Origin of the sequence: Streptomyces alboflavus (assembly GCF_000716675.1) — a bacterium.
In the GTDB taxonomy this organism is placed as follows: domain Bacteria; phylum Actinomycetota; class Actinomycetes; order Streptomycetales; family Streptomycetaceae; genus Streptomyces; species Streptomyces alboflavus.
Map to the genome: position 1 here is coordinate 22,066 of NZ_JNXT01000066.1, position 22,853 is coordinate 44,918.

The following is a 22,853-nucleotide window of genomic DNA, read 5'->3' on the forward strand; positions in this document are numbered from 1 at the left end:
TGTTGGTGCTGCCGGGCCCGCCGACGGCCAGCCCCGCGCCATGCGCCGGCACTCCGCCGCCTGTGTCGGCCCCGGCAGCTGTCGTCGGGAGCAACCGGCTGTTCCGGACGATGTCGTGATCCCCCGGCGTGCTGGCTCACCTGTGGACTGTGGTCGCTGGCGACCGCAACGCCATGAGCCTCTACGGTCGGGGGGAGCCCGGCGGGCTCACCATGGAGATCGAGAGCATCGCCGACGCCCTGTCGTCCCGACGACGTCCGCTGTCGGGGATCGCCAGGCCGCTGAAGCCCCCGCTGGGCGCTCTCTGACTTGGAACGAGGAATATCCAGGCATCACAGAATGGCTAGCGAAACCAATCACGCAGACCGTTGCATCGTCTGCTGTCCAAGCGCTGGAAGTGGTGTTGCCCGCAGATGGCTGGTTCTGGCGAAGCTGGGTCGACGCTGAAGAGAAATCTGAGGCCCAGGCTGCGATTGACCGCTTGCAGTCTGTCTTGCGCCCCGTCAGTGGAGGTGAATCTCGATAACTGATCTTTAATATCGAGGTCAGGCCCGCATGCGACTGAAGTGCCCCACCGAAATCCTATTTCGGTGGGGCACTTCAGTCTTTTGACGGCAACGGCAACGGCAACGTCAGCGGACGACGGCTGCGACGGGTGGGGCGTCAGGGTCGTCATCGGTCGGGCTGAGGGCGCTACCCAGCGTGTCGATGGCCTGGCGCTGGAGGCGGAGGCGTACGTGGGCGTAGACGCCGGCGGTGACGCCGATGTGGGCGTGGCCGGAGTTCCTTGATGACGACGAGGTCGATACCTTGTTTCAGGAGCAGGGTGGCCGTCGAGTGGCGGAGGTCGTGGAAGCGGATCGTCCGGAGCCCTGCCGCATGGAGGACGCGGCGGAAGCGGCGGCTGAGATTGCCGGGGTCGAGCGGCGTGCCCTTCGGGGTAGTGAAGACGAGCCCGTTGGCCGTCCAGCCCGGCCCGGCTGCCTGGCGCTCTTCCCGCTGCTGTTCCTGGTGGATCTTGAGGGAGTTGCTGCACTCGGTGGGCAGGGCGATGCGGGCGGGGCACGCGAGGACGACTTCGACGACGTAGATTCCGGTGGCGGTGGTGGTGCGAAGGCGGATCGGACGGTCTCCGAGGCGGTCGCGCACCGGCCGTTCGCCGAGTGCAGCGGGAGTAGCGGGTTGTGCGGGGCACCGGTGCGGGCGCCGCACATGCAGTGCCCGGCGTGACTGGACTGGTCCTGGTGAGGCTGCGGCCGTCGCCGCTTCGACTCCGCGGTCAGCGAGGTCTGCGTCGTGTGCTCCGACCGCGCCGCAGCGGGCCAGTAGAAGGGGAGGGCGCGGTGCACCTGGCCCGGATCGCTCTGAGGACGGCGAAGGAGAACGCGCGGCGCCATGCCGCCCGCGCGGTGAACTCCTGTCCCGCGCCAGAACGAGTCGCGGAAATAGGGCGTGGGCAGCTCGCCCCGGGGCCTATCCTTCGGCTTCCCGGCCCGGGCCGGGTCGGCCAACGCTCCGTAGTGAGAGGCAAGTTCGGCATACGCTTCGTTGCCTTTGGGGTCGCAGAGGTCGGGCTTGTCGACGCCGACGCGCAGGTTGTCCGGCACGAGTCGGCGCGAGACACCGCGGAAGAAGGCGAAAGCGGCGACGTGGGCTTCGGTCCAGACGTGCTGAAAAGGGCTGCTGCGCGGCCTGTGCGGGCCGCGCAGCAGCCGGTGTGTCAGTGCAGCCGGTGCGTCAGTACGCGATCACGCCGCCCGTGTGCCGGTCGAACTTCAGGTAGAACTTCTTGCCGTCGGGCACATTGGTCACGGCCGTGTCCCACACACCCTGCGAGAGCCAGCGCTTGCGGTAGCACTTGTGCGGCTCGTCCGGACCCCTGTCGAAGCAGGCCTGCACATACGCGCCGACCCTGGCCTTCACGTTGACGTCGGCGCACTGGGAGGTGGTCTTGGCCCACTTCGGATAGGCCGGCCACACCTTGTTCGTCGTGCTGAAGGCCTTTCCGCTGCCGTAGCAGGACATCGGGGCGACGTCCGCCGAGGCTGTAAGGGCGCTCCCGGTGAGCAGTCCTGCGGTCATGGTCCCTGCGGCGAGAGCTGTGGCGATCTTCCTGCGAGTGCGCATACTTCTCCTTAGTCCTGTGGTCGTTTGACGATTACTGCGGCGGATACGAACGGCGTCTGCGTGTGCCCCGCGGGAAGGAAGGTGCGGGAAGCGCACGGCGCCCCAAGGGTGCGAGGGGCGTGCCGTTCGGTCGGTTCGCCATCGATTTCACCGGGCTGGGGGTTGTTGCACAGCCGTGTTCTGGGCGTGAAACAAGGCAGGTCACAGGCTCCGGTTGGCGAGATGGTGTCTTTCACGGTGGTGGGGCGCGTGTTGGGATGAGACGCCGCTGCAGCTCACGCAGGCGGCACGGGGGAGGGGAGCGAAATGGGGCGTCCGGAGGCGGACCTCGATCCGGGGCTGGGGCCGGTTCAGCGGTTTGCGTTCGACTTGCGCAAGCTCCGCCGGGAGGCGGGCGGCATCACCTACCGGCAGATGGCCCGGCAGGTGGAGGTCTCGGTGTCCACCCTGTCGAGGGCTGCCAAGGGGGAGCAACTACCGTCCCTGGCGGTGGCCTTGGCCTACGTGCGGGCATGCGGCGGCGATACGGACGAGTGGGAGCGGCGCTGGCGCGAGGCGGTCACGGAGCAGGCCCGGGCGGCCGACCTGGTGGTGGACGAGACCGTTCCGTCCCCCTACCGGGGCCTGGCCCGGTTCGATGTGGGTGATGCGGAGCTCTTCTTCGGCCGGGACGAGGTGACCGATGCGCTGGTCCGCGCAGCGGCGGAGCACCGCGTGTTCGCGGTCTTCGGGCCGTCCGGCAGCGGCAAGTCATCCCTGCTGCGGGCGGGGCTGATTCCCCGCCTGCGCAGCCTCGACGGACCGCACCGGCCGGCGGCGGTGCGGATCCTCACCCCGGGCGAGCACCCGCTGCGCACCCACGCCACGGCGTGCGTACCAGCACCGGGCGAGCAGGACACCTGGCTGGTGGTGGACCAGTTCGAGGAGGTCTTCACCCTCTGCCGCGACACCGGTGAGCGGGCCGGCTACCTTGCCCGCCTGCTGGCCGCAGCCGAGCCCGGAAGCCGGCTTCGCGTCGTCCTCGGTGTACGGGCCGACTTCTACGGACGCTGCGCCGAGCACCGCGGGCTCGCCGACGCCCTGCGGGAAGCCAACCTGCTGGTGGGACCGATGAGCCCGGCCGAGCTTCGCGAGGCCGTCGTCAGACCCGCCCAGGCCACCGGACTGATCGTCGAACGCGAGCTGACCGCCCGCCTCGTGGCGGAAGTGGACGGTGAGCCCGGTGGCCTGCCGCTGCTCTCGCACGCCCTGCGGGAGACCTGGCGACGGCGCCGCGGCCGGGCGCTCACCATGGAGGCGTACGAGGCGGCGGGCGGCGTGCGCGGCGCCATCGCGCAGACAGCCGAGGAGGTCTACACCCGGCTCTCCGCCGACCATGCGGAGCTGGCCCGGTTGATCCTCCTGCGGCTGATCGCACCCGGCGAGGGCTCCCAGGACACCCGGCGCCCGGTCGACCGGAGCGAACTCGAACTCGGCACCGCCTCCCAGGACGACATCGCCCTCGTCCTGGACCAGCTGGCCGCCGCCCGGCTGCTCACCCTGAACGACACCACCGTCGACCTCGCCCACGAAGCTCTGATCTCCGCATGGCCCCGGATGCAAGGATGGATCGAGGACGAACGCGACCGCCTTCGTCGTCAGCGGCGGTTGACCAACGCGACGAACCATTGGCAATGCCGCGGGCGCGACACCGGTGCCCTGCTGCGCGGGGGTGAACTCACCGAAGCTGAGGAAGCCTTCCGGTCACCAGAGCAGCGCGGTGAATTGACCTTGATCGAGAGAGACTTCCTTCAGGAAAGCCTCACCGCCCGCGCCCGGGCCAGACGAGCCCGCCATCTGGCAAGCGGAGCCGTAGCGCTGCTCACCGTTCTCGCCCTGGTAGCGGGAGTCGTGGCCTGGCAACAGGGCCGGGCGAGTGAACAGCGGCGCAAGGAGGCGACAGCCCGCCGGGTAGCAGCCGTCGCGCAGAGCATGCGTCTGTCAGACCCCATCATGGCGGAGCGGCTGAGCATGACCTCGTGGGCGTTGAGCGAGACGACAGAGACCCGTTCAGCGCTGCTGGGCGCCCTGTCCCAGCAAGAGCGGGACACGTTCGACGTACCGGATACGGAGCCCACGGCCACTCCCGAGCTGAGTTCCAACGGTCGCACCATCGTGAGTGTGAGTGCGGGGCAGCGCACTGTTCAGGCATGGGACGTCATCGGGCACCGACGGGCTGGGCCACCCCACCGACTCGGTGACGACGAGACACTGACGTCATCGAGCCCCGACGGACGCAGCATGCTCACGCACTCGGGTGAGCGAGCCAGACTATGGGACGTGAGAACCGGAAAACCGCTTGGCGATCCCCTCCAGGACCTGGATTTCTTTGACCGCTTCGGGCCCAGTGGCCGTACAGCGGCCCTGACAGACATGGACGGCCGTTTCAAGCTGATGGATATCGCAAGCCGTCAGGTGCTCTTTCAGGGACGCACGGCCCACTTTCCTGTGTGGGCTGTAAGCTCCGACGACCGTCTCCTGGCAGTGTGTAAGGGAACCAAAGGGCCCCTCGAAGTTTGGGACGTGGCCAAGCACCGCAGGCTGCGCATGCCCCCGTCTGACGCAAGTGCAGCTGTATGCGATGAGGGATCACTCCAGTTCATCCCGGGCAGTCGTGCGCTCGCGTCCCTGACCCCGAAGGACATGCGGGTCTGGGACTTGGATACAGGGCACGAGCGGACCCGGATCCGACACAAGGGGCTGTCTGAGATGACGATCAGTCCGGATGGGAAGTTCGTCGTCGCGGCCGACGAGCGAGAGATTCTTTTGTGGCGGTTGGCGAGCCCCGAAGCGCCGGTCTTCCGTCGCCTTCTGGCCAATGAGACAGCTACGCAGCTGAGGCTGGACGTGAGGGCGGGAATGATCCGCTACGTCAGCCAGCTCCGCACTGCTGACGTCACGGTGCGATCGTTGTCCTACGGTGCCGCGATGACGAGCAAGTGGAACGAACAGCCCGCAACTCGTGGGGTGTTCAGCCGGAGCGGCCGCAGGCTGGCCCTCGAGCACCGCAGCGGTGACCTGTCACGATTCGAGGTGATGCGCCGTTCCGACGGGAAACGGCTTGCTCGCACGTCCAGCGTGCGCTGCGGGAAAGCAGACGAAAACTGCTACACCCTGCTCGCTCTCAGCCAGGACGGTCGCACCCTCGCCTACGGCAAGGACTCCACTGACAGGCCGCGTCGCCATGAGCCCGTGACCTTGTGGGATGTGAATGCCGACACCCGCGCCCGCTCATGGAAGGTACCCAGAGGTCCTACCCCCAGGGAGAGCGGTAGCATGGAAGGCTTCATGTTCACCCCCGACGGGCGTCATCTGCTGATTCCGCAATCGGGCGAAGACGTCGTCGGCATCTGGGACATATCGCGAGGCAAGAGAAGCAACGCGCACTCCAAGTCTCCCGCACCCGACCTGCCCGAGGCCGCGGTGGTCGCGACCCGCTCCGGCCCCACGGTGCTCGCGATGCGCCCCGATGGGCGACTGCTCGCCACCATGGAGCAGACCTTTGCCCTCCCGTCCGGCCGGACCATCTCCAGCGGACTCGAACTGAACGACCTCGGAGCCGTCGCGTTCAGTCCGGATGGGAGCTCACTGGCGACGGGTGAGAGGACCGGGTGGGTCGCGCTCTGGGATGGCGAGGTGAAGCAGCGGCTCGGTGTGCTGGCCGGGACCTCCCACGCTTCCCGGCCCGGGAAAGCTGAGGGAGTGACAGCACTGGCCTTCTCACCCGACGGCAAGACCATGGCCGTCGCAGGTGAGGACGGCACCCTGCAACTGTGGGATGTCGCCTCCGCCCAGCCACTAGGATCACCCCTGCCCACGCCCGGCGACGCCATCATTGCACTGGCCTTCGCTGCGGATGGCCGCACGCTCCATGCGGCGGGCGCACACAGCGCCCTGCGGTCCTACACCATTGATGCCCTCCGTGCCCACCAGTCCCTCTGTACGCGCGCAGGCGGAGGCCTCTCCCGGGCCGACTGGCGCAAGTACATCCCAGAAGTGCCCTACCGCGACGTCTGCTGAGCTTGTCCTCTATCTTCCAGCCCGAACTGTGTCTCGAACTGAGTCGCTCACCTGAGGATTCGCGAGAGGCCACGTCCGTCGGAGTGGTGTATCGACGGCCACTCGGTGATCTCCTCTTCGATGCTATGTGGTGAGTTCGGCGGGCAGGTCGGCTTTGTCGTAGTCTGATTCGATCGGGTGCAGGCGGGCCTTGGCGAGCAGGTCGAGGCCCATGTAGCGGCGAGCTTCGGTCCACTCGTCGTTCTGCTCAGCCAGCACCGCGCCGACCAGGCGGATCACGGCGGTACGGTCGGGGAAGACGCCGACCACGTCGGTGCGGCGGCGGATCTCTTTGTTCAGCCGTTCTTGTGGGTTGTTGGACCAGATCTGCCGCCAGATCTCGCGCGGGAAGTGCCGAGCGCAAATCTAACGGCGGATCCGACGATCATGGGAGAGGCATCAAGTGAGCATTTTCAGCGTTGATTCTCCAGGGTGAGGATGGCTTTGGTGATGACGCTCATGCGGTTGGGGCTGAGGCGGGATCTGCGGAAGATCTGCCAGGACTTCAGCCGGGCCATGCCTCGTTCGACGGGTGCCGGGCCGCGGACAGGGCCCGGTTCGCGGTCCGTTCGGTGAGGGTGAGTTCACCTCCTGGCGGGCGGCGCTTGGCGGTGGTGACCCAGCCGCCCGCGCCGATGTAGGCCATGTCGGCGAGGATCGGGACACCCTGGCGCGCGCAGATCCGGAGGATCTTGTGGGTACGGGCAGCCGTCAGGTCGTGGGTCCGGCCCGGCAGTGCCGGCGACAGCCACAGAATCTCGCCGGTCTGGTCCGTGACGACCTGCACGTTCACCCCGTGCCGCTTGTGTTTCGAGGAGTAGTCGGCCCGGCCGTCGCCGACACGGTCGCACTCGGCAAGCGTGCCGTCCAGGAGGACGAAGTCCGGGTCGTGCGCGCGCAGCGTCTTCAGCAGGCCCGGCGCCTGTTCGGCAAGTAGACCGGTGACCGCGGTGGGTACACGAGCGCGGCCAGCGCACGTTGGTGCGGCGGAAGTTTGCACCGCCGGTCGCCCTCACGGGTGACGATGAGCATGGTGACCCACTCCACCAAGGCGTGGGGTAGGTCGAGCGCGGCAGGATACGGGACCAACGAGGCTCCTATGCCGTTGGGCGAGGCTGCGACTACCTCCCCCAACAGCACAGGAGCCTCGTGCGTTGCAGTTCCGTCTACCGTGAGGCGAACGGCCTGTCGCACACCCCGGCTCGGCGGCACTTCTGTCACCGGCTGTGAGAGGGTGCGTGACAGGCCCGGCAGCTCATTGGATCAGGTCGGTGTGCGGATGCTCGGGGGAGGCCGGGCAGATGTAGATCTGCATGTTGTCGGTGCTGCCGACTTCGACCTTGGTCGGCTGTGAGGGGTGCTGGCCACAACAGCTCCCAGCGGTGGCGGCGGCCTGTTCTTCGCTAGGCGCCCAGCTGTGTCCCTCACCGCCGTCCCATTCGAATGAGGCGATGGTCAGCAGCGGGACCATCTGCACATCACAGACCGTGCAGTACCGGGGGTTGGGGTCGGTGCGGCCCCACGGAGGCCAGCCGCCGACCTTCCAGCCGGGCGCGTCTGCCAGATGGACGTCATAGAACTCCCGCGGATACTCCGCGTAGGAGCTGTCCACGCCGGCGCCGGCCGCTTGCCATCTGCTCCAGTCCTCCACCATCAGCCGCATCTGCGGGCTCAGATCGAGGCTGTTGGGGTACTCGGTGATCGCTTCCGGTGCCAGCACACACGGCTCCGGCAGATAGCCCCAATGGTTCACCTCGTACGGCTCGGGCGGTGTGGCGAGGATCTCGACGACCTCGGCGGCGGACCGCCAGAACAATGCGGTCGACGGCTTGTGATCCGGATCGTGGTCGTAGGGGCACCACAGCACCTGGAGCAGATCGGCCTGTCCGGGCGGCCGCAGCAGGGGTATGTCGCGCAGGTAGAGCTGGGCCACGGGCAGCATGGGGACTGGGCAGTCCGCGGGCGGAGGGCCTGCGTCAAGTCGCTCCGCGAGCCTTTCGGCGTTCCGCTCCTTGATCGCCGCCTCCTCGGGCGTTGTCCCACGGCCGTTGTGATCGCGGTGCCACCGGGCCTGCATGCGTCTCTTGAGCCGCACGTCGTCCGGTGACTCGCGAAACCCGCTGTCCACGTGCAGGTGCGAGGCTTCGCAGTGCGGCCATGGCTGATCGGCCGGCCACAGCAACGGCCCGCCGACCGAGCTCTCCTCTGCCGAAGGCGCCCCGGGACGCGGGTGCAGCCGAATCGCGGGACGCGCCAACGGCGCCAGTTCGGGAAAAACTGCGGTCACATCCACGGACCGCGGCGGAGTAGTACGTACGAAGACCATGCCGGTGATCCTGCCATCAGCCACTGACAACCTCTGGCCGCCTCAACCGGCTCCGGTGGCATCGGTGTTCAGCTGGTCGAGTCCAACGCACGTCGCCTCGGCCACAGCGACAGCAGGCCTGCCTGTGTGACGCCTGCCGGGCTCCGGCTCAGCCGTCACTCAATCAGTGGCCACTCTGAAAGAACTCAGTGACTGACCGCCGTGGAGTTGGAGACCGTGGAACCTGTCGAGAGTGCCCCGCCTGGGCAGCCTGCGCCCGTGTCGGATGAGCCCAGAGGTCGATGAAGGTCGTGAGATAGCAGAACTTCCCGCCGCCCACGCTCAAGTACGTGATGTCGCCGACGTACTTCGTGTTCACCTCGGTCGCGGTGAAGTCGCGGCCGATCAGGTCCGAGGCCTTCGCCGCGGCCGGGTCCGGGTCCGGGACGGTGGTGCGGTGCCGACGCCGCAGACGGACGCCCTCGAGCCCGATGCTCCGCATGATCCGGGCGACACGCTTGTGGTTGGCCACCGGCCCGCCCTCGTCGCGGAGTTCGGCGGTGATCCTCGGGGCACCGTAGGTGCCGGCGGAGTCCCGGTGGGCCTTGCGTATCCGGGCGGCGAGCCGTTCGTCGGCGGCCTGGCGAGCCGTCCTGGAGGGAGCGGTGCGGCCAGCAGTAGAAGCTCGAACGGGCGATCCCGAGAATGGCGCAGAGCCGCTTGACGCCAGATCGGCGCTGGTGGTCCTCGACGAACTGGCAGCGGTTCACCAGCGCGTCTCCCCGGCGAAGTACCGGGCCGCCTTGCGAAGGATGTCGTGTTCTTCCTCCAGTTCGCGGATCCTCTTCCGTGTGACGGCCAGCTCGGCCTGGACCGCGTCACCGCCGGGCTGTGATGTCGTCGCGGGGGTGGAGTGGGAGCCGGAGCGGCGCCCGTCGGCGGCCCGGATCCAGTTCCGCAGCGTCTCGGTGTTCACTCCGAGGCCGGCGGCGACCGACTTGATCGTCACTCCCGGACGCGACCGGTACAGCGCGACTGCGTCGGCCTTGAACTCGGCGGGGTAGCGCTTCATCCCCACGGGGGACTCCGTTCTCCTGGACCATCAAGATCCAAGTCTCTCCGGTGTCCAAACTCCGGGGTCAGGGCCCGTATGCATCGCGCAGCAGACGGCCGGTCTCCATGTCCGCGAAGGTGCGCATTTGTTCCGCTCCGTCGCACAGCGACCGGGCGACCTGCTCGTCGAGCCAGGCCAGGGCCAGCGCGCAACGCTCCTTGTCCTGAGGGGAAAGCAGACCGAACAGTACGGCCACGACGTCCATCCGTGAGGCACCCTGCCCCGAGTCGACGAGCCTGCTCAGCACGGTCAACGCGAGTCAGCGTCATCCGCGGTCTCGACGCGGCGCAGCAGTTGTGTCTGGAGTGCGCGCGCCGCGGGGCTCTTCGGAACTTCTCGGAGGACGTACTCGATCGGTTCGCTGCGGAAGTACGGATTGTCCTCCCGCATCAGGAGGGTGATCCACTCCAGCCGGGGCAGGGGGAGCCGCTCGTCGTCGGAAGCCGCCTTCCATAGCCGTACGACCGCATTGTGCAAAGGGTTGAGGAGATACCATCGCCGCTCGTCCGGGTCGGAGATGTCCTGCTTAGCGCATCGGTCCACACACTTCAGCACTTGGGGTGCCCGGGCGGGATCGCGAGCGTGCTCCAACAGCACGTACAGAGCGGCGGACAGGGCGCGGGGAGGGAAATCGTGGTCCAGGCACTCGAACGCGAGGGCCGCTGGCAGCCATTCGAAGTACGCGATCGCGCGGGGGTCGAGATCCCGGCCGCGAGCTGCCGACCGGCGCTGCAGTATGTCGGCGCTCCGGGCGGAATCCGGAGTGCACACGGCCAGCAGTACGATCGCCATGTCGCGCACATGGTCGTCCTGAGACCGCTCCAGTGACCGGAGCACCGGCAGCCATCCCAGCCCCTCGCCGGTGGAGATACGGCTCGTCATGGTGAGGACACACTGCAGCACAGCACGCTGGTGCCTCGCGTCCTGGACCGCCCAGGTGCGAAGGATCGGAAGCATCAGATCAGCGCGGTGTCCCGTGAACATTCGCAGCACGGACAACCCTGAGTCGTCGCCCCGCTCGAACAGTGCGGTGGCCAGGGACTCCGGAGACAGGTCGAGATGGGCGAGGAGGAGCGCACCCGTGGCGTCCGCGACGGTGGCTTCACCAGGCTCGAGCCGGCCCTCGAAGCTTGCCCTACGCAGAATGTGACCGTCATCCAGCCACTGTGCCAGCCGGATCAGCAACTCGGGCTGCGCCCGCAGCGTCGCGGCGAGCGGCTCGCTCCAATGGCTCGGTGGAAGTCCTCCCTGGCGGTTGTCCCAGTCCTTCCTCCGCCAGCCGTGATCCGTGCCCCCTCGAAGGAATTCACGGAATACATCCAGCCTTGCTTCCGGGAGGACCGCGGGGTCGGTCAGGCCCGCGAAGAAGATCTCCCTCTCGAAGGCGGTGAGCTCCCGGACGGTCGTGCAGGTGTCGAAGCCGTGCCGCAGCACCCGCAGCACACGCTCCTGGACAGCGTCCGGGTGTCGTGCCTCGGTGAAGGCGTCGAAGAGGAGACGGGTGCATCCGGCATCGCCCGAGAGGGCGGCCGACTCCACGGCGTCCAGCCAGCGTTCGGTCTGTTCGTCGGACTCCGCCGCTCGGCCTTTCTCGGATTCCCTCGCTTCCTCCGCAGAGCGGAAGAGGAGTCGCTGGGCGCTGAGCAACGGCTGGGACGCGCCTAGCAGTTGCTCAGCCGTGTCGGCCAACGAGAGGGTCCGGCTGAGGAGATACTCACCGACCCGGTCGAAGGTCATGACGTAGCCGCTGGATGTGGGCGTGAACAGATTGGCCGCCACGAGCTGTTCGGCCGTCTCGGACTGGGAGCCGAAGGCCCGGTAGAAGTCGGTGGAGGAGAAGGCCAGGTTTCCCTCCCGTTCCCGGGCGGCGGCCTCGACCACCGCCTCCAACTGGCTCCGCACGAAGGCGGCCGACCTGCCCACCGCCCTGGCCGCTTCCGCGCACGTCTCCGTGACGTACCGGTCCAGGAGCGTGGGGAGGTCGAGATGGGCCGTGCCGTCCGCCCCAGAGGAGGCCAGGAGGCGCAGCACCAGTGGATGCCGTGACATCGGGCCCAAACCGTCGATCGCCGTGGCGGGAAGGGATGGTGGAAGCCGGTAGGCGTGGCAGGCCGCCTCGAATTCCTCCTTGTCGAAGTCGCCTACGTCGATGACGTTTGAGGCACTCGGTGACCCCGGGTCGTCGCCCAGCAGGTGGCTGACCGTGTCCCAGGAGTCGCGCCGTGTGGAGCACACCAGCGTCGCCCCGGTCAGGTGGGCCCAGTCGAGACTCCGGCGCCACCATGCAGTGTGAATGGAACCGAGTAGGTAGTGCGCCTCGTTGAGGCCGTCCAGCAGCACGGTCAGTGGGGCGGCTCCGGCGACTGCGTCGGCCGACAGGCTCGGCGGGGCCAGCTCGCCCGCCGCCTCGTCCAGTTCAGCGGACACCAGCTCGCCCACGTCACGCTGACCCGGCGTGATATCCGCACCGCGGACCAGGACGAGACTCTGACCGGGCTCGGCCGTCGACGCGAGGTGCGCGAACAGTGTCGACTTGCCGGACCCGGAGGGGCCGATCACGGCGATCACCTGTCGGCGGGTGTGGAGCGCGGCATTCAGCCGTGCCAGGGCGGTGCGCCGTGGGACGAAGCGATCGGGCAGATACACCGAGCTCCTGGTGTAGACGGCGACCTTGAGGGCCCGCTGTCGGGCACAGAGATTCAGCGCACCCGGACCGTTGAGCTGGGAGCCGTAGCGAGGTACCGACTCCGCCGACCGCCGCAGCACCTCGTCGAGTTCCGAGTCCGCACCGGACGGTTCGAGGAGTACGGCGAATCCGGCCACGTCGGCGTCCTTCTTGAAGCGGCAGGTGATGACTCCCAGTACGGCGCCGCTCGTCACGTCGACGACCGGGGCACCGCTGAGCCCAGGGTCGTACGGATGCCCGCTGAGGGTCACCACATCCACACGGTACGCACGCGATCCCGGGCGGGCGGGTCCGTCGTACGAGACCTGCAAACGGTTCCCCACCCGGCCGAACGTCGGCAGTACGCCGCTCACCCGCGCCGACTGATGATGGAAGCCGCCGCTCCAGTACTCAATTCCCTCCCAGCCGGTGCGACGGTCCGCGACAGAGAGGGGGGCGAGCGGGAGTTGGGGGCATCGGATGATCGCGAGATCGCGCTCGGGGTCCTGTGGGCCGGGGATGGTCGGCAGCAGGTCCGGGCCGCTGGCCAGTCGTACGTCGTGGACGGCGTTCACCACATGATGGCAGGTCAGGACATCGCCGTGCGCGGTGATGAGGGCCCCTGTGCCGAGTACCGCTCCGGTGCGGCCGTCGACGACTTTCACGACAGCGTGGACGGCGCGCTCGATCAAGAGGGACGACGGTGTTCCGGCCATGGCCAGGCCCTTCTCCGGCGGATCTAGTCGGACGCCTGCTTCCGTTCGAAGGTGAGTGCCACACGGAGGACGCCGGTAGCGGAGCCGCTGGCGATGTAGAGGTCACCGGACGCCGACATCTCCAGGGAGAATTCCAGCTCGGCGGAGGCGGCGGGAGTCTGTTCCACTGCCGCGGAGAATGAGCGGGCAAGCTTTCCGATCACCGAAAGGACTCCATCGAGTCTTTGCTCTGCGGTGTTGATGACACGGTCCGCGACCCCTGTGGCGACGACATCGTCTCCAGGATCACGGACCTCGAAGGAAATGACGCTTGTTCCGGAATCAACTTCGCCGATTGAGGTCATGGGCACCTCGCTCCTCTGTGTCTCCAGCCTGGCTCGGTTTTACCAACAAAGCGGCGCGCGGTGAACAGGGTTACGGAATTTCCAGTTTCCCTTCGCCGGGGTCCACCAGCAACTCGACGCCTTGTCCAGACGGAGCGTCAACTGCCCGCTTGTTTGCTGGTCCTTTTCCCTTCCCCAACTTGCTGATCCGGTACTGACGCAGCCGCAGCCGCTCCTTGCTCGCCGGTCTCGTCTCGGAGGTGGACGTCCTCCCAGGTCCCCCGGCGCGTATCCGCGGGGGCGGTGCCCACCTCGCCCCGGGTCCGCATCGTGGCGGCCAGTTCGCCGCGCAGATCGGCGAGTTCGACGATGCGCCGTTCGCCCTGACGCGCCGGCACCGCCACCCCCGAACCAACGCGGCCAATCCCCAGCCCTCGCCGCATCACCACCTGGGTCATGCGCCACCCCGACACCCTGACCGACCGCCAGCGCGACCAGCTCAACCGCATCTTGGAGGCCTGCCCTGACCTGGCCACCGCCTGTGACCTCGCCCACGAGTTCAGCACCATCGCCCGCGAACCGCGAGACCAGGACCTCACCCACTGGATAACGCGTGCCCTCGGCCAAGGGCCACCGCCGGTCCAGGGCTTCGCCGCGTTCCTCCAAAACGACTGGGACGCCGTCGTCAACGGCCTCACCCTGCCCTGGAGCTCCGGCGCCGTCGAAGGCCAACTCACACGTATCGAGCTGATCAAGCGCGGGCCTCATTTGCTCGCCTGCGGACGCTGGTCCTCGCTCAGCCGCCGTCAGCGTCAGAACGGCAGAACCCACTCGCGCTCGTCGACCGCCTTGGTGACCGCCGGCACTGCGGGCGACCAGGCTCCGGGAATGGCCTCAACCGCACGTTGGACATCAGCCGTCGTCCTGCCGGTCACGACCAGATCCATCCCCTCCAAGCCGGGCTCCAAGCAGAGCAGCAGACCAGAGGCAGAGAACCAACGAACGAGCTGCCCCATTGGCTCGAACCACGCCGGATACAGCGGCATAGCAACCGGAGCGAACTTCTCCTCCAGGCAGGCAACCGCCTCGGGCGTTGCCTGACAGGTACGGCTCTCGGTCCAGCTGGCCATGGCGGCTTCGCTCAGGACGGTCTCCACGCAGGCCAGCGACAGGCGGTCCAGGAAGTGAAGGCGGCTGGAAGCAGGCAGGCGATCAGCGAACAGGGCGACCGGCGGGTCCTCACGGGAAAGGTCGGAGAGGGCCACACCCCACCCGGCGCAGCCCTGATTCTCGCTGCGGAACAGCAGCAGTTCGCCGGAAGGGTCGAGCAGCAGTTCATCAGGCTCCAGCAACGGATTCTGCTGGGCGACCAGGTCACGCCGTCGACCGAACAACGCATACGCTTCCTTGAGAGCGGCTGGGAGGCGGAGGTCGAGGCGGTCCTCAGCCCGCTGCACATCAGCCGGTGAGAACCCATCGGTCGGCGACAACGGAGTGGACCAGACGGCAGCAAACCCCTGGATGAATGCCCATGCATCCGCCCGTGTCGCGCATTCACCGGCCAGTGCCTCAGCTACGTCGAACCTGTCAGCCATGCCGCTGACCCTACGCGGCCACCACCCCTATGTCGGACGGCACCGTGATCGTCACGAAATATCCGCCACAGCCTTGAACTTCCTCACCCTGCGCTCGGGGGTGGGACAGACCTGCTCACCTTGGCTCCTCACCTGAAAGCCGCCGATATGGTGCTGGGCACATCAGGTGATGCTTGCATTCCGTCCTGCCCCGGTCGACGGGACTTCGTCCGGTCCTGGCTCGCCCTTCAACGCGGGGGCGGGAGAGCCGTCGACCGCGTCCCGGGGGAAGTCCGGGGCTTTCGCGCTGCGGAGCTCGGCGAGAAGGACCTCGTGCAGCCGGGGCCACACTCCCGCGTCGGCCCACTCGGACCACGCCAAGCGGCGTCAGCAGGTCATGCCGGAGCCGACACCGAGTCCTGCGGCAGGTGCTCCCGGACGATCTTGGTGTGGAGCGCGAGCGGGATGCCGTGGAACATCATCCGGTTCGGAGTGGTCCGACGACCTCGGAGATTACTTCGTCAGGGTTTCTCAGGCGTCCTGGCCATGGCCGCGACCAGCGCTGCCAGGAGCAGGACGCCCGCCGACCACCAGGCCGCGACGGTGAAGCCGTGCACCATACCCGCCCCCAGCTCCCGGCTCGGGGACGGGTGGGCGTCGATGTGGCGGGTGGCGGCGGACGACGCGATCGTGTTCAGCAGGACGGTGCCCAGGGAGCCGCCGATCTGCTGGAAGGTGGAGACGGTCGCAGACGTCACTCCGGCGTCCTTCGGGGCGACCCCAGCGGTTGCCGTCGCGTAGACCGGCATGAACGTCAGTCCCATGCCCAGGCCGAGCAGTACCAGCGCGGGCAGCACCCCGGTGGTGTAGGCGGAGTTCATGCTCAGGCGGGTCAGGAGCAGCATGCCGACGGCCGCGAGGAGCATGCCGGGGGCCATCAGGTTACGGGGGGCGGTGTGGGGCAGGAGCCGGGCGGCGATCTGCGTCGCACCGATGACGATCGTGATGGACATCGGCAGGAACGCCAGTCCGGTCCGTGCGGGTGAGTAGTCGAGGATGGTCTGGAGGTAGTAGGTCAGGAACAGGAAGGCGCCGAACATGGCGACGGTGGCCAGGCCCATCGTCGCGAGCGCCGCCGCACGGGTTCTGTCCCTGACGATGTGCAGCGGCAGCATCGGATGCTTGGCGTGGGACTGCCACCACACGAAGACGGCGAGCAGGACCACACCGGCCGCGAACAGGGTCAGGACCAACGGGTCGGCCCAGCCGGCGGATTCGGCGTCGTTGGAGCCGTACACGATCGCCACGAGCCCGCCGGAGGCGAGCAGCGCGCCCGGGACGTCGAGGCGCACCCCGCGCCGGCCGGGGCTGTCCTCGAGGAGGACCAGCGCACCGCCGAGGGCGGCCAGCGCGATGGGGACGTTGACGTACAGGCACCAGCGCCAGGTCGTGTACTCGGTGAGCAGGCCGCCCACCAGCAGCCCGATGGCGCTGCCGCCTCCGGCGAGCGCGCCGTAGATTCCGAACGCTCTGCCGCGCTCGGCGGGGTCGGTGAACGTCGTCGTCAGCAGTGACAGTGCGGAGGGGGCCAGGACGGCCGCGCAGGCCCCTTGCAATGCCCGCGCCGCGAACAGCGTCCCGGGGCCGTCGGCCGCGCCGCCGAGCGCGGAGGCGGCGGCGAATCCGACCAGGCCGATCATGAAGGTGCGTTTGCGGCCGGCCAGGTCGGCGATCCGGCCGCCGAGGAGGAGCAGGCCGCCGAAGGCCAGGGAGTATGCGGTGATCACCCACTGCCGGTTCGCATCCGACATGCCCAGTCCGTTCTGGACGGAGGGCAGGGCGATGTTCACGATCGTGCCGTCGAGAATCACCATGAGCTGGGCGCCTGCGATGACGGCGAGGGCCCACCACCGCTTCGGATCGGGCAACTCGGCCGCGTTCGCGGTGGTGTGGGGGACCGGCGTGGGCACGGTGTCCCCGGGGGAGGACTTCTTGGTCAAGGCGATCACATTCTGTGTCGGAGGTGTAGGAGCAGACGCGCGGTCCTACACCCCGGGACGCGACACAAGGGATCGCGAGAGCAGCGGACACCACCATGAGGTGCCGCAAGGGGGGGTGAGTCCTACCGCGCGCCGAACGGGGGCACACGGCCGGGGGCAACTATGGCCGCAACACTCGTTGTCCAGTTCCAGTCCATGTTTCCCACCTCCTCCCGGCCGGGCACGCGGTACGCATCGACGCCGAACGCGCCGAAAGCTGCGGCAGGGGCCCCGCCGCACATGACCTCCGACAGACTAGGTCAGCCGGCCGGGGACGCAAACGGAATTACCCGGCGCCTGGGTACGAGCCTCCTCACGCTTCGACAAGCAAAGATCGCGCCGTGCCCAGCCGAGAAGGCCGCGGCCGGCTGATATCCGAGCAGGCTCCAGGCATGTCAGTGCGTGATGCCCGGAGCCGCTCCACCGGCCGCCGGTTCACCGGAGAAGCGGCAGCTCAAGCATCAACGCACGCCCCCTGCGTCAGCCTTCAGTCCTTCAACAGCTTGTCGCGCACCGGCATCCAGTCCAGAGCGGACCGGATGCCGTCCTCCAGGGACAGCTTCGGTGTCCACCCCAGCAGCTCGGCTGCCCGGTCGCTCTTCGTGTAGCTCCCGGTGACGTCACCGGGCCGTCGATCGGTGTCGATGGTTACCAGGGGCGTGCTGACGACGTCGTTGAACGCGGCGCACAACTCCCGAACCGTGGTTCCCGAACCGGTGCCCAAGTTGATCGCGATCGAGCGCTTCGTCCCCACGAGGATGGAGTCAAAACGCTCGATCGCTGCGATGTGGGCCGCGGTGAGATCCCAGACATGCACGTAGTCCCGGATGCCCGAACCATCGCGTGTCAGGCCGTCCGTCCCCGTTACCGGGAACGGACGGCCTTCCTCGTGTGCCTGGATGAGCACACCCAGGGTATGACTGGGCCGCTTGAGCTGGAGCCCGGTACGCAGCTTCGGGTCGGCCCCGATCGGGTTGAAATATCGCAGAGACAAAACGCGCGGCCCCACCACGGCAATGTCGGCGAACATCTCCTCACACACGGCCTTGGTCCGCGCGTAGGGGCTCTGCGGCGCCAGCGGCGAGTCCTCGTCGACTCCGGAGGTGCAGCTTGGGCTGCTGACGGGCGATGAGGCGCATGAGGCATACAAGAGCCGAGGCCTGAAAGTCGGTTGCAACCAGTCGTGTGCCCTACGTTGGATGGAACCTGCTGGGTGCTCGGAGCGCTCCGCATGACGCGTGAACTCAGGCGTCTGGACACACATGACCTGCTCTGTGCGTGTAGACATGTGCTGATCCCACCACTGCGCAGAACACTCGATCAAACAACCCTGCACCCCGCCAGACACAACCATTGGTTGTGCGCATCCTGTACGTCAGCCGAGCGGCCTGCCGGTCGTGTCCGGTTGCGGCAGCTCCTCGGGAGTGTGGGGCGCGCCGCGTATCGGGCGGGCGATCTCGTTCACGATGTCCAGGAACGGGCCGGTCAGGGGGTTCGTTCCCGCGGTGGGCCACATGAGTCCGTACTCGATGGGCGGGGCGTCGTGGAACGGTACGAAGACCATGCCGGGCCGCTGGTGGAAGTTCTCCGCCCGCAGCGAGACCGTGCTCACTCCGACGCCGTTGGCGATGTGCACGAGGACCTCGGGCCAGAAGTTGGTCGCCGGGCCCTGCGGGATCCTGCGGCCGGACGGGGTCTTGCGGGGGAAGTAGCGGTCCATCCAGTAGCGCGGTATGTGCGCGTCGTTGAGGGTGACCAGGGTCGCGTCGGCAAGGTCCTCGAGCGACACCGATTCCCGTCGTGCGAAGGGGTGGTTCGCCGGAACCATGAGCGCCCGCGGCTCCGCGAAGAGCAGTGGTCCGATCGTGATGTCCGGTTCGCGGATGGGGAATTCGGTGAGCTGGAGGTCGATGGTGCCCGCCCGCATCCCTCCGAGCGGGTCGCACAACTGCACTTCCACGATCTCGACGTCGCAGTGCGGGTGGCGCACGCGGAACCGGTCCGCCGCCTGGACCATGAGGTTCCCGCACCACGCCCCGGACCAGCCGACCCGCACCATCCCCCTGACGAGCGCCCCACGGCTCACCGCGATGGCCTGTGCGAGCCCAGCGCTGATCTGCTCGTAGGCGGGCAACAGGTCGTCACGCAGCTGGCGTCCGACCTCGGTGAGGGTCACCTTGCGGCTGTTGCGTTCGAAGAGCGGGGCACCGACGCGGCGCTCCAGCTTCTGGATGGTCTGGCTGACCCGGCCCGTCGTCACATGCAGACGCTCGGCCGTACGCCCGAAGTGGAGCTCCTCGGCCAGTGTCAGGAACGCTTCCAGCTCCAGTCGCTCAAGCATCGCCACCCCCTGTGCGTGGTGCCGCCCCCCAGCGTTTAGCACCGCTCAACGGAGCATGCCACTCTCCGATCTTGTTGGCTCAACCATGGATCACGCACTCTGGCGGTGCGGCGTTCGACGGGCCTTCCTCCTGGCCAGGGCTGTGCCGGACGCCGGTGTCCCGTCGTATCGATCGGAGCCCCGCACATGAGTGAAGTCGTCGTCCTGATGCATGTCCTTCTCGACGGCGTGGTCGCGAACCCGTCCTGGGCCCGGCCGTCGCGGTACGACGAGCACGAGAAGTACCAGCTCGGCCAGATCGCCGCGAGCCGGGCGCTGCTGCTGGGGCGGGTGACGTTCCAAGAGATGGCCGAGGCCTGGCCCTTACGGGACGCGGCGGAGGAATACACCAGGCTGGTGGACACAGCGCCGAAGTACGTAGTGTCCACGACCCTTGACCACGTGCCGTGGAACGGCGTGCTGATCCCCGGTCGGCTCGCCGAGCACGTCGCGAAGCTGCGGCGCGAACCGGGCCAGGACCTGCTGGTGCTGGGCGGGGTCGAACTCGTGGGGCAGTTGGTCCGGCTCGGTCTGGTCGACGTGCTCAAGCTGTGTGTCCATCCGGAGACCGCGGGTACCGGGCGGCGCCTGTTCCCGCAGGGCGGCGCCCCGAGCACGTGGACCCTCACCGGCACGTCGCTGTTCCCCTCCGGCGCTGTCGCCCTGGAGTACCGGGTACCGGCACGGACCTGACCCCCCCGGTGCCGCAGTGGGGCTCGCACCGCCGCCCACCGCGCCGGACTCCCACCTCTCACCACAAGGCCATCACACCCACGCAACACGAAAGGGGCTTCGCCCTGCGCAAGTTGCAGCTTCAGATCCGAACGACCGTCGACGGCCACCCTCCTCGACCGCGAACCGATCGCCGAGGTCCACCTGTTCGTCAGCCCCTCGGCGATCGACGCGGGCCAGCCGAAGCCGCTGCGGCTTCCCGACACCCGCGACACCCGTGGCTCCTAGCACTCCGCTTCGCGGCACTCCGCTGCGCGGCGTTCCGTACGAATCCGACCTACAGGAAAGCGAGTCACTCATGCGTATCACCATCGGCGAGTTCATCAGCCTCGACGGCGTCGTGCAGGCCCCGGGGCACCCGGACGAGGACGGCGACGGCGGCTTCGCCCACGGCGGCTGGTCCCACCCGTTCTTCGACCCGGAGGTCATGGGCCCCGCCCTGGCCGACTGGTCCAAGGGCACCGAGGCCATGCTGTACGGACGCCGCACCTGGCAGGTCATGGCCGCGGCCTGGCCCGGCCGGGCAGGCGACCCGTTCGCCGACCACATGAACAGCGTCGCCAAGTACGTCGTGTCCAGCACCCTCGGGGAGAACGACGTGACGGCCTGGAACAACTCTTCGCTCATCCCGGGCGACCAGGCCGTCGACCGGATCAAGAAGCTGCGCGAGACCGAAGGCGGTGACCTGACCGTGCTGGGCAGCGCGTCGCTGTCCCGGACCTTGCTGGCCGAGGGCCTGGTCGACGAGCTCCGGCTCATGATCATGCCGGTGATCCTCGGCGGCGGGAAGTCGATCTACCCGGTGGACGGCGTCCTGCGCTCCTTCGAGCTGGCCTCAACGGTCACCAGCGGCACCGGCGTGCATGTGTGCACCTACCGGCCCAAGGCCTCTGCGGCGACCGCCGCGTAACCGACGCGCGGCACCCACCACGGCACCCTCGGGGCTCTTCCCGTGCGGCGGTCGGCGCTCGTACGCCGACCACCGCACACGGGCCGAGCGCCCCCTGCGGTGGTGGCCCTGAGGTTCGAAGAGAACGTGAAAACGCCCCGGACCCCGATGAGTTCACCGTCTGTCGAGGGTCTGTCCCTGTATACGCCAAACGTTGAATGATGAAAGGAACACTCCTGATGATCCTGACGAGGAGACGAGGGGGAAGCGTCGTCGTGACTGCCGTGCTGCTGGCAGGCTCGATGCTCGGGACCGGCACCGCGGGGGCCGCCGAAGCGGCCGACACGGTCGGCGAGCGTCGGTCGTACACGGGGGAGATCGACGGGGCGAAGTACCGCGTGGAAGTCCCGAAGCGCTGGAACGGGACGCTGCTGCTGTACAGCCACGGCTACTATCCCGCGGGCTGGGGCCCGGAGAAGATCGCCCTGACCAACAGCGAAGAGGCCGAAGAGGCTCTGCTGTCAAAGGGGTTCGCCCTGGCGGCGTCCGACTACAAGGGCACGCACGGGTACGCGGTGGCGGACGCTCTGACCGACCAGCTCGCGCTGCGGGACTGGTTCGACCAGAACGTCGGTCGCCCCAGGCGCACCATCAGCACCGGCCAGTCGATGGGCGGGACCATCGCCACCCTGTTGGGGGAGCGGCACCCGGGCCGGTTCGACGGTGTCCTGGCGATGTGCGCGGAGTACGACGGCAACGGGACCTGGAACACCACGCTGGACATGACCTACGCGCTCAAGACGCTCCTGGTACCCGAATCGGACCAGGACATCGACCTGGTGCGGCCACGCGATCCAGAGCGCAGCGTCAAGGTCCTCGTGGCGGCGATCGACCGCGCCCTGGAGACCGAGCACGGCAGGGCGCGCCTCGCCCTCGTCGGCGCGCTGGGCAACATCCCCGGGTGGTACTCCGCGCACGAGTCCCGGCCTAAGAAGACCGCGGACCGCGTGCGGGCGCAGGCACAGTGGCTGCGCAACGCGTACGTCGCGGGCACCGGCCCGCTCGGCCGGGTCGACCTGGAACGCCGGGCTGGCGGCAACCCGTCCTCCAACACAGGCGTCGACTACGGGCGGCAGCTCGCCGGTTCGGCGCAGAAGGACCTGGTCAGCAAGGCGTACCGTGCCGCCGGGTCGCCCGGCGCCGCCCTGGCCGCGGACGTGGCCAAGCTGAACGCCGGTGCCCGGATCACGGCGGACACCAGGGCCGTCGACTACATGAAGCGGTACACCATCGCGCGAGGGACGACTCCGCAGCCCGTGGTGACGCTCCACAACACCCAGGACGGCGGCGCGGTCTCCGACCAGACCGGCTGGTACGCCGACCAGGTCCGCCGCAACGGCGAGCCGGCCAGCCTGCGCCAGATGTACGTGAACCGCGGCTCGCACTGCGCGTTCAGCGCGGCCGACGAGATCACCGCGCTGGAGACCCTGCTGGCCAAGGCCGACACCGACCGCTGGCCCAGCACCGACCCGCGGACACTGAACCGGTCTGTCGGCCGCCATCAGCCGGAGCTCCAGCAGGTCCTTGACTTGGCGACGTTCGAGAAGAAGACCGTGCCGCCCGCCTTCACCCGGTTCACCCCGGCACGCTTCCCCCGCCCCTCCCGCTGACGGCATCACCGCCTGGCCGACCGGTCCTGCGCGGCCGAGGTGTCGGTCAACAGGTCGAAGCCGAGGCCGCTGGAGCGCTCGCCGTGGCCGGAGGCGCGCTGTGCGGCGAGCCAGACCACGACCCGGCCGTCCGGGGGTGGGGGACGTGGCGGTGGTGGCCCGTGAGGACCGGCCGGGTGCCCGGCGCCTGGTCGCCTACCTCGTCGGCCCCGCCTGCCAGG

At 68.3% G+C, this 22,853-nt stretch carries 16 protein-coding genes and 5 pseudogenes; 6 read left to right on the top strand and 15 right to left on the bottom strand.

Annotation, left to right across the window (positions count from 1 at the left end; translation table 11 throughout):
- The first annotated feature begins 173 nt into the window (after positions 1 to 173).
- Entirely contained in the window at positions 174 to 308 is a 135-nt protein-coding gene (locus OO63_RS47455) for a hypothetical protein (protein ID WP_267885493.1), read from the top strand.
- Between the two features lie 324 nt (positions 309 to 632).
- Here the strand turns inward: OO63_RS47455 and OO63_RS44185 are convergent.
- The 3 genes and pseudogenes from OO63_RS44185 to OO63_RS35070 all read right to left on the bottom strand — a co-directional run.
- Positions 633 to 1,071 (bottom strand): annotated as a pseudogene (locus tag OO63_RS44185) (tyrosine-type recombinase/integrase); the annotation flags it as partial.
- 350 nt (positions 1,072 to 1,421) lie between these two features.
- Positions 1,422 to 1,658, bottom strand: a pseudogene (locus tag OO63_RS46420) (IS21 family transposase); the annotation flags it as partial.
- Positions 1,659 to 1,737: 79 nt separating this feature from the next.
- Entirely contained in the window at positions 1,738 to 2,127 is a 390-nt protein-coding gene (locus OO63_RS35070) for a hypothetical protein (protein ID WP_030363141.1), read from the bottom strand.
- Positions 2,128 to 2,433: 306 nt separating this feature from the next.
- Between OO63_RS35070 and OO63_RS35075 the strand changes: the two genes are divergently transcribed.
- Positions 2,434 to 6,186, top strand: a complete 3,753-nt coding sequence (locus OO63_RS35075) for an nSTAND1 domain-containing NTPase (protein ID WP_030363142.1) — start codon at positions 2,434 to 2,436, stop codon at positions 6,184 to 6,186.
- 123 nt (positions 6,187 to 6,309) lie between these two features.
- On the opposite strand, the pseudogene OO63_RS42645 reads toward OO63_RS35075, so the two are convergent.
- The 8 genes and pseudogenes from OO63_RS42645 to OO63_RS45735 all read right to left on the bottom strand — a co-directional run.
- Positions 6,310 to 6,576, bottom strand: a pseudogene (locus OO63_RS42645) (transposase); the annotation flags it as partial.
- A 62-nt stretch (positions 6,577 to 6,638) separates the two neighbouring features.
- A pseudogene (locus OO63_RS41775) lies at positions 6,639 to 7,314 on the bottom strand (HARBI1 family protein).
- A 166-nt stretch (positions 7,315 to 7,480) separates the two neighbouring features.
- A complete protein-coding gene (locus OO63_RS35090) occupies positions 7,481 to 8,551 on the bottom strand; it encodes a hypothetical protein (RefSeq protein WP_030363144.1) in 1,071 nt (356 codons plus the stop codon).
- A gap of 163 nt (positions 8,552 to 8,714) precedes the next feature.
- Positions 8,715 to 9,260: an IS3 family transposase gene (locus OO63_RS41780; RefSeq protein WP_078619553.1), complete on the bottom strand. Its 546-nt coding sequence runs from the start codon at positions 9,258 to 9,260 to the stop codon at positions 8,715 to 8,717.
- A gap of 36 nt (positions 9,261 to 9,296) precedes the next feature.
- Entirely contained in the window at positions 9,297 to 9,602 is a 306-nt protein-coding gene (locus tag OO63_RS35100) for a transposase (RefSeq protein ID WP_234311446.1), read from the bottom strand.
- Positions 9,603 to 9,669: 67 nt separating this feature from the next.
- Positions 9,670 to 9,897 carry a hypothetical protein gene (locus OO63_RS35105; protein ID WP_157854116.1) on the bottom strand — a complete coding sequence of 76 codons (228 nt, stop codon included), beginning with the start codon at positions 9,895 to 9,897 and terminating at the stop codon, positions 9,670 to 9,672.
- Complete coding sequence (locus tag OO63_RS35110; RefSeq protein ID WP_078619554.1) at positions 9,894 to 13,025, bottom strand: trypsin-like peptidase domain-containing protein; 3,132 nt, start codon at positions 13,023 to 13,025, stop codon at positions 9,894 to 9,896. The genes OO63_RS35105 and OO63_RS35110 overlap by 4 nt, the downstream gene beginning before the upstream one ends.
- Positions 13,026 to 13,048: 23 nt before the next feature.
- On the bottom strand, positions 13,049 to 13,369 hold the full coding sequence (locus OO63_RS45735; protein ID WP_157854118.1) for a CU044_2847 family protein: 321 nt from the start codon (positions 13,367 to 13,369) through the stop codon (positions 13,049 to 13,051).
- Positions 13,370 to 13,789: 420 nt separating this feature from the next.
- Here OO63_RS45735 and OO63_RS47850 point away from each other — a divergent pair.
- A pseudogene (locus tag OO63_RS47850) lies at positions 13,790 to 14,095 on the top strand (transposase); the annotation flags it as partial.
- Between the two features lie 65 nt (positions 14,096 to 14,160).
- Here the strand turns inward: OO63_RS47850 and OO63_RS47150 are convergent.
- From OO63_RS47150 to OO63_RS35145, 4 genes are all read right to left on the bottom strand, one after another.
- Entirely contained in the window at positions 14,161 to 14,943 is a 783-nt protein-coding gene (locus OO63_RS47150) for a hypothetical protein (RefSeq protein WP_030363149.1), read from the bottom strand.
- A 500-nt stretch (positions 14,944 to 15,443) separates the two neighbouring features.
- Positions 15,444 to 16,922, bottom strand: coding sequence for an MFS transporter (locus tag OO63_RS35135; RefSeq protein ID WP_030363150.1), 1,479 nt, complete (start codon positions 16,920 to 16,922; stop codon positions 15,444 to 15,446).
- A 526-nt stretch (positions 16,923 to 17,448) separates the two neighbouring features.
- Positions 17,449 to 18,315 carry an NAD-dependent epimerase/dehydratase family protein gene (locus tag OO63_RS35140; RefSeq protein WP_346009350.1) on the bottom strand — a complete coding sequence of 289 codons (867 nt, stop codon included), beginning with the start codon at positions 18,313 to 18,315 and terminating at the stop codon, positions 17,449 to 17,451.
- Between the two features lie 21 nt (positions 18,316 to 18,336).
- A complete protein-coding gene (locus tag OO63_RS35145) occupies positions 18,337 to 19,302 on the bottom strand; it encodes a LysR family transcriptional regulator (RefSeq protein WP_078619555.1) in 966 nt (321 codons plus the stop codon).
- Positions 19,303 to 19,488: 186 nt separating this feature from the next.
- Here OO63_RS35145 and OO63_RS35150 point away from each other — a divergent pair, with 186 nt between their 5' ends.
- From OO63_RS35150 to OO63_RS35160, 3 genes are all read left to right on the top strand, one after another.
- Positions 19,489 to 20,034, top strand: coding sequence for a dihydrofolate reductase family protein (locus tag OO63_RS35150; protein ID WP_030363153.1), 546 nt, complete (start codon positions 19,489 to 19,491; stop codon positions 20,032 to 20,034).
- A gap of 337 nt (positions 20,035 to 20,371) precedes the next feature.
- Positions 20,372 to 20,983: a dihydrofolate reductase family protein gene (locus OO63_RS35155; RefSeq protein WP_030363154.1), complete on the top strand. Its 612-nt coding sequence runs from the start codon at positions 20,372 to 20,374 to the stop codon at positions 20,981 to 20,983.
- A 254-nt stretch (positions 20,984 to 21,237) separates the two neighbouring features.
- Positions 21,238 to 22,632 carry an alpha/beta hydrolase family protein gene (locus OO63_RS35160; RefSeq protein ID WP_157854120.1) on the top strand — a complete coding sequence of 465 codons (1,395 nt, stop codon included), beginning with the start codon at positions 21,238 to 21,240 and terminating at the stop codon, positions 22,630 to 22,632.
- The last annotated feature ends 221 nt before the right edge of the window (positions 22,633 to 22,853 follow it).

What these genes read in the sequence shown, in the direction of transcription:
- OO63_RS47455 (WP_267885493.1), top strand. Translation starts at nt 174, where the DNA reads ATGAGCCTCTACGGTCGGGGGGAGCCCGGCGGGCTCACCATGGAGATC.
- OO63_RS35070 (WP_030363141.1), bottom strand. Translation starts at nt 2,127, where the DNA reads ATGCGCACTCGCAGGAAGATCGCCACAGCTCTCGCCGCAGGGACCATG.
- OO63_RS35075 (WP_030363142.1), top strand. Translation starts at nt 2,434, where the DNA reads ATGGGGCGTCCGGAGGCGGACCTCGATCCGGGGCTGGGGCCGGTTCAG.
- OO63_RS35090 (WP_030363144.1), bottom strand. Translation starts at nt 8,551, where the DNA reads ATGGTCTTCGTACGTACTACTCCGCCGCGGTCCGTGGATGTGACCGCA.
- OO63_RS35100 (WP_234311446.1), bottom strand. Translation starts at nt 9,602, where the DNA reads ATGAAGCGCTACCCCGCCGAGTTCAAGGCCGACGCAGTCGCGCTGTAC.
- OO63_RS35110 (WP_078619554.1), bottom strand. Translation starts at nt 13,025, where the DNA reads ATGGCCGGAACACCGTCGTCCCTCTTGATCGAGCGCGCCGTCCACGCT.
- OO63_RS45735 (WP_157854118.1), bottom strand. Translation starts at nt 13,369, where the DNA reads ATGACCTCAATCGGCGAAGTTGATTCCGGAACAAGCGTCATTTCCTTC.
- OO63_RS47150 (WP_030363149.1), bottom strand. Translation starts at nt 14,943, where the DNA reads ATGGCTGACAGGTTCGACGTAGCTGAGGCACTGGCCGGTGAATGCGCG.
- OO63_RS35140 (WP_346009350.1), bottom strand. Translation starts at nt 18,315, where the DNA reads ATGGTTGTGTCTGGCGGGGTGCAGGGTTGTTTGATCGAGTGTTCTGCG.
- OO63_RS35145 (WP_078619555.1), bottom strand. Translation starts at nt 19,302, where the DNA reads ATGCTTGAGCGACTGGAGCTGGAAGCGTTCCTGACACTGGCCGAGGAG.
- OO63_RS35150 (WP_030363153.1), top strand. Translation starts at nt 19,489, where the DNA reads ATGAGTGAAGTCGTCGTCCTGATGCATGTCCTTCTCGACGGCGTGGTC.
- OO63_RS35155 (WP_030363154.1), top strand. Translation starts at nt 20,372, where the DNA reads ATGCGTATCACCATCGGCGAGTTCATCAGCCTCGACGGCGTCGTGCAG.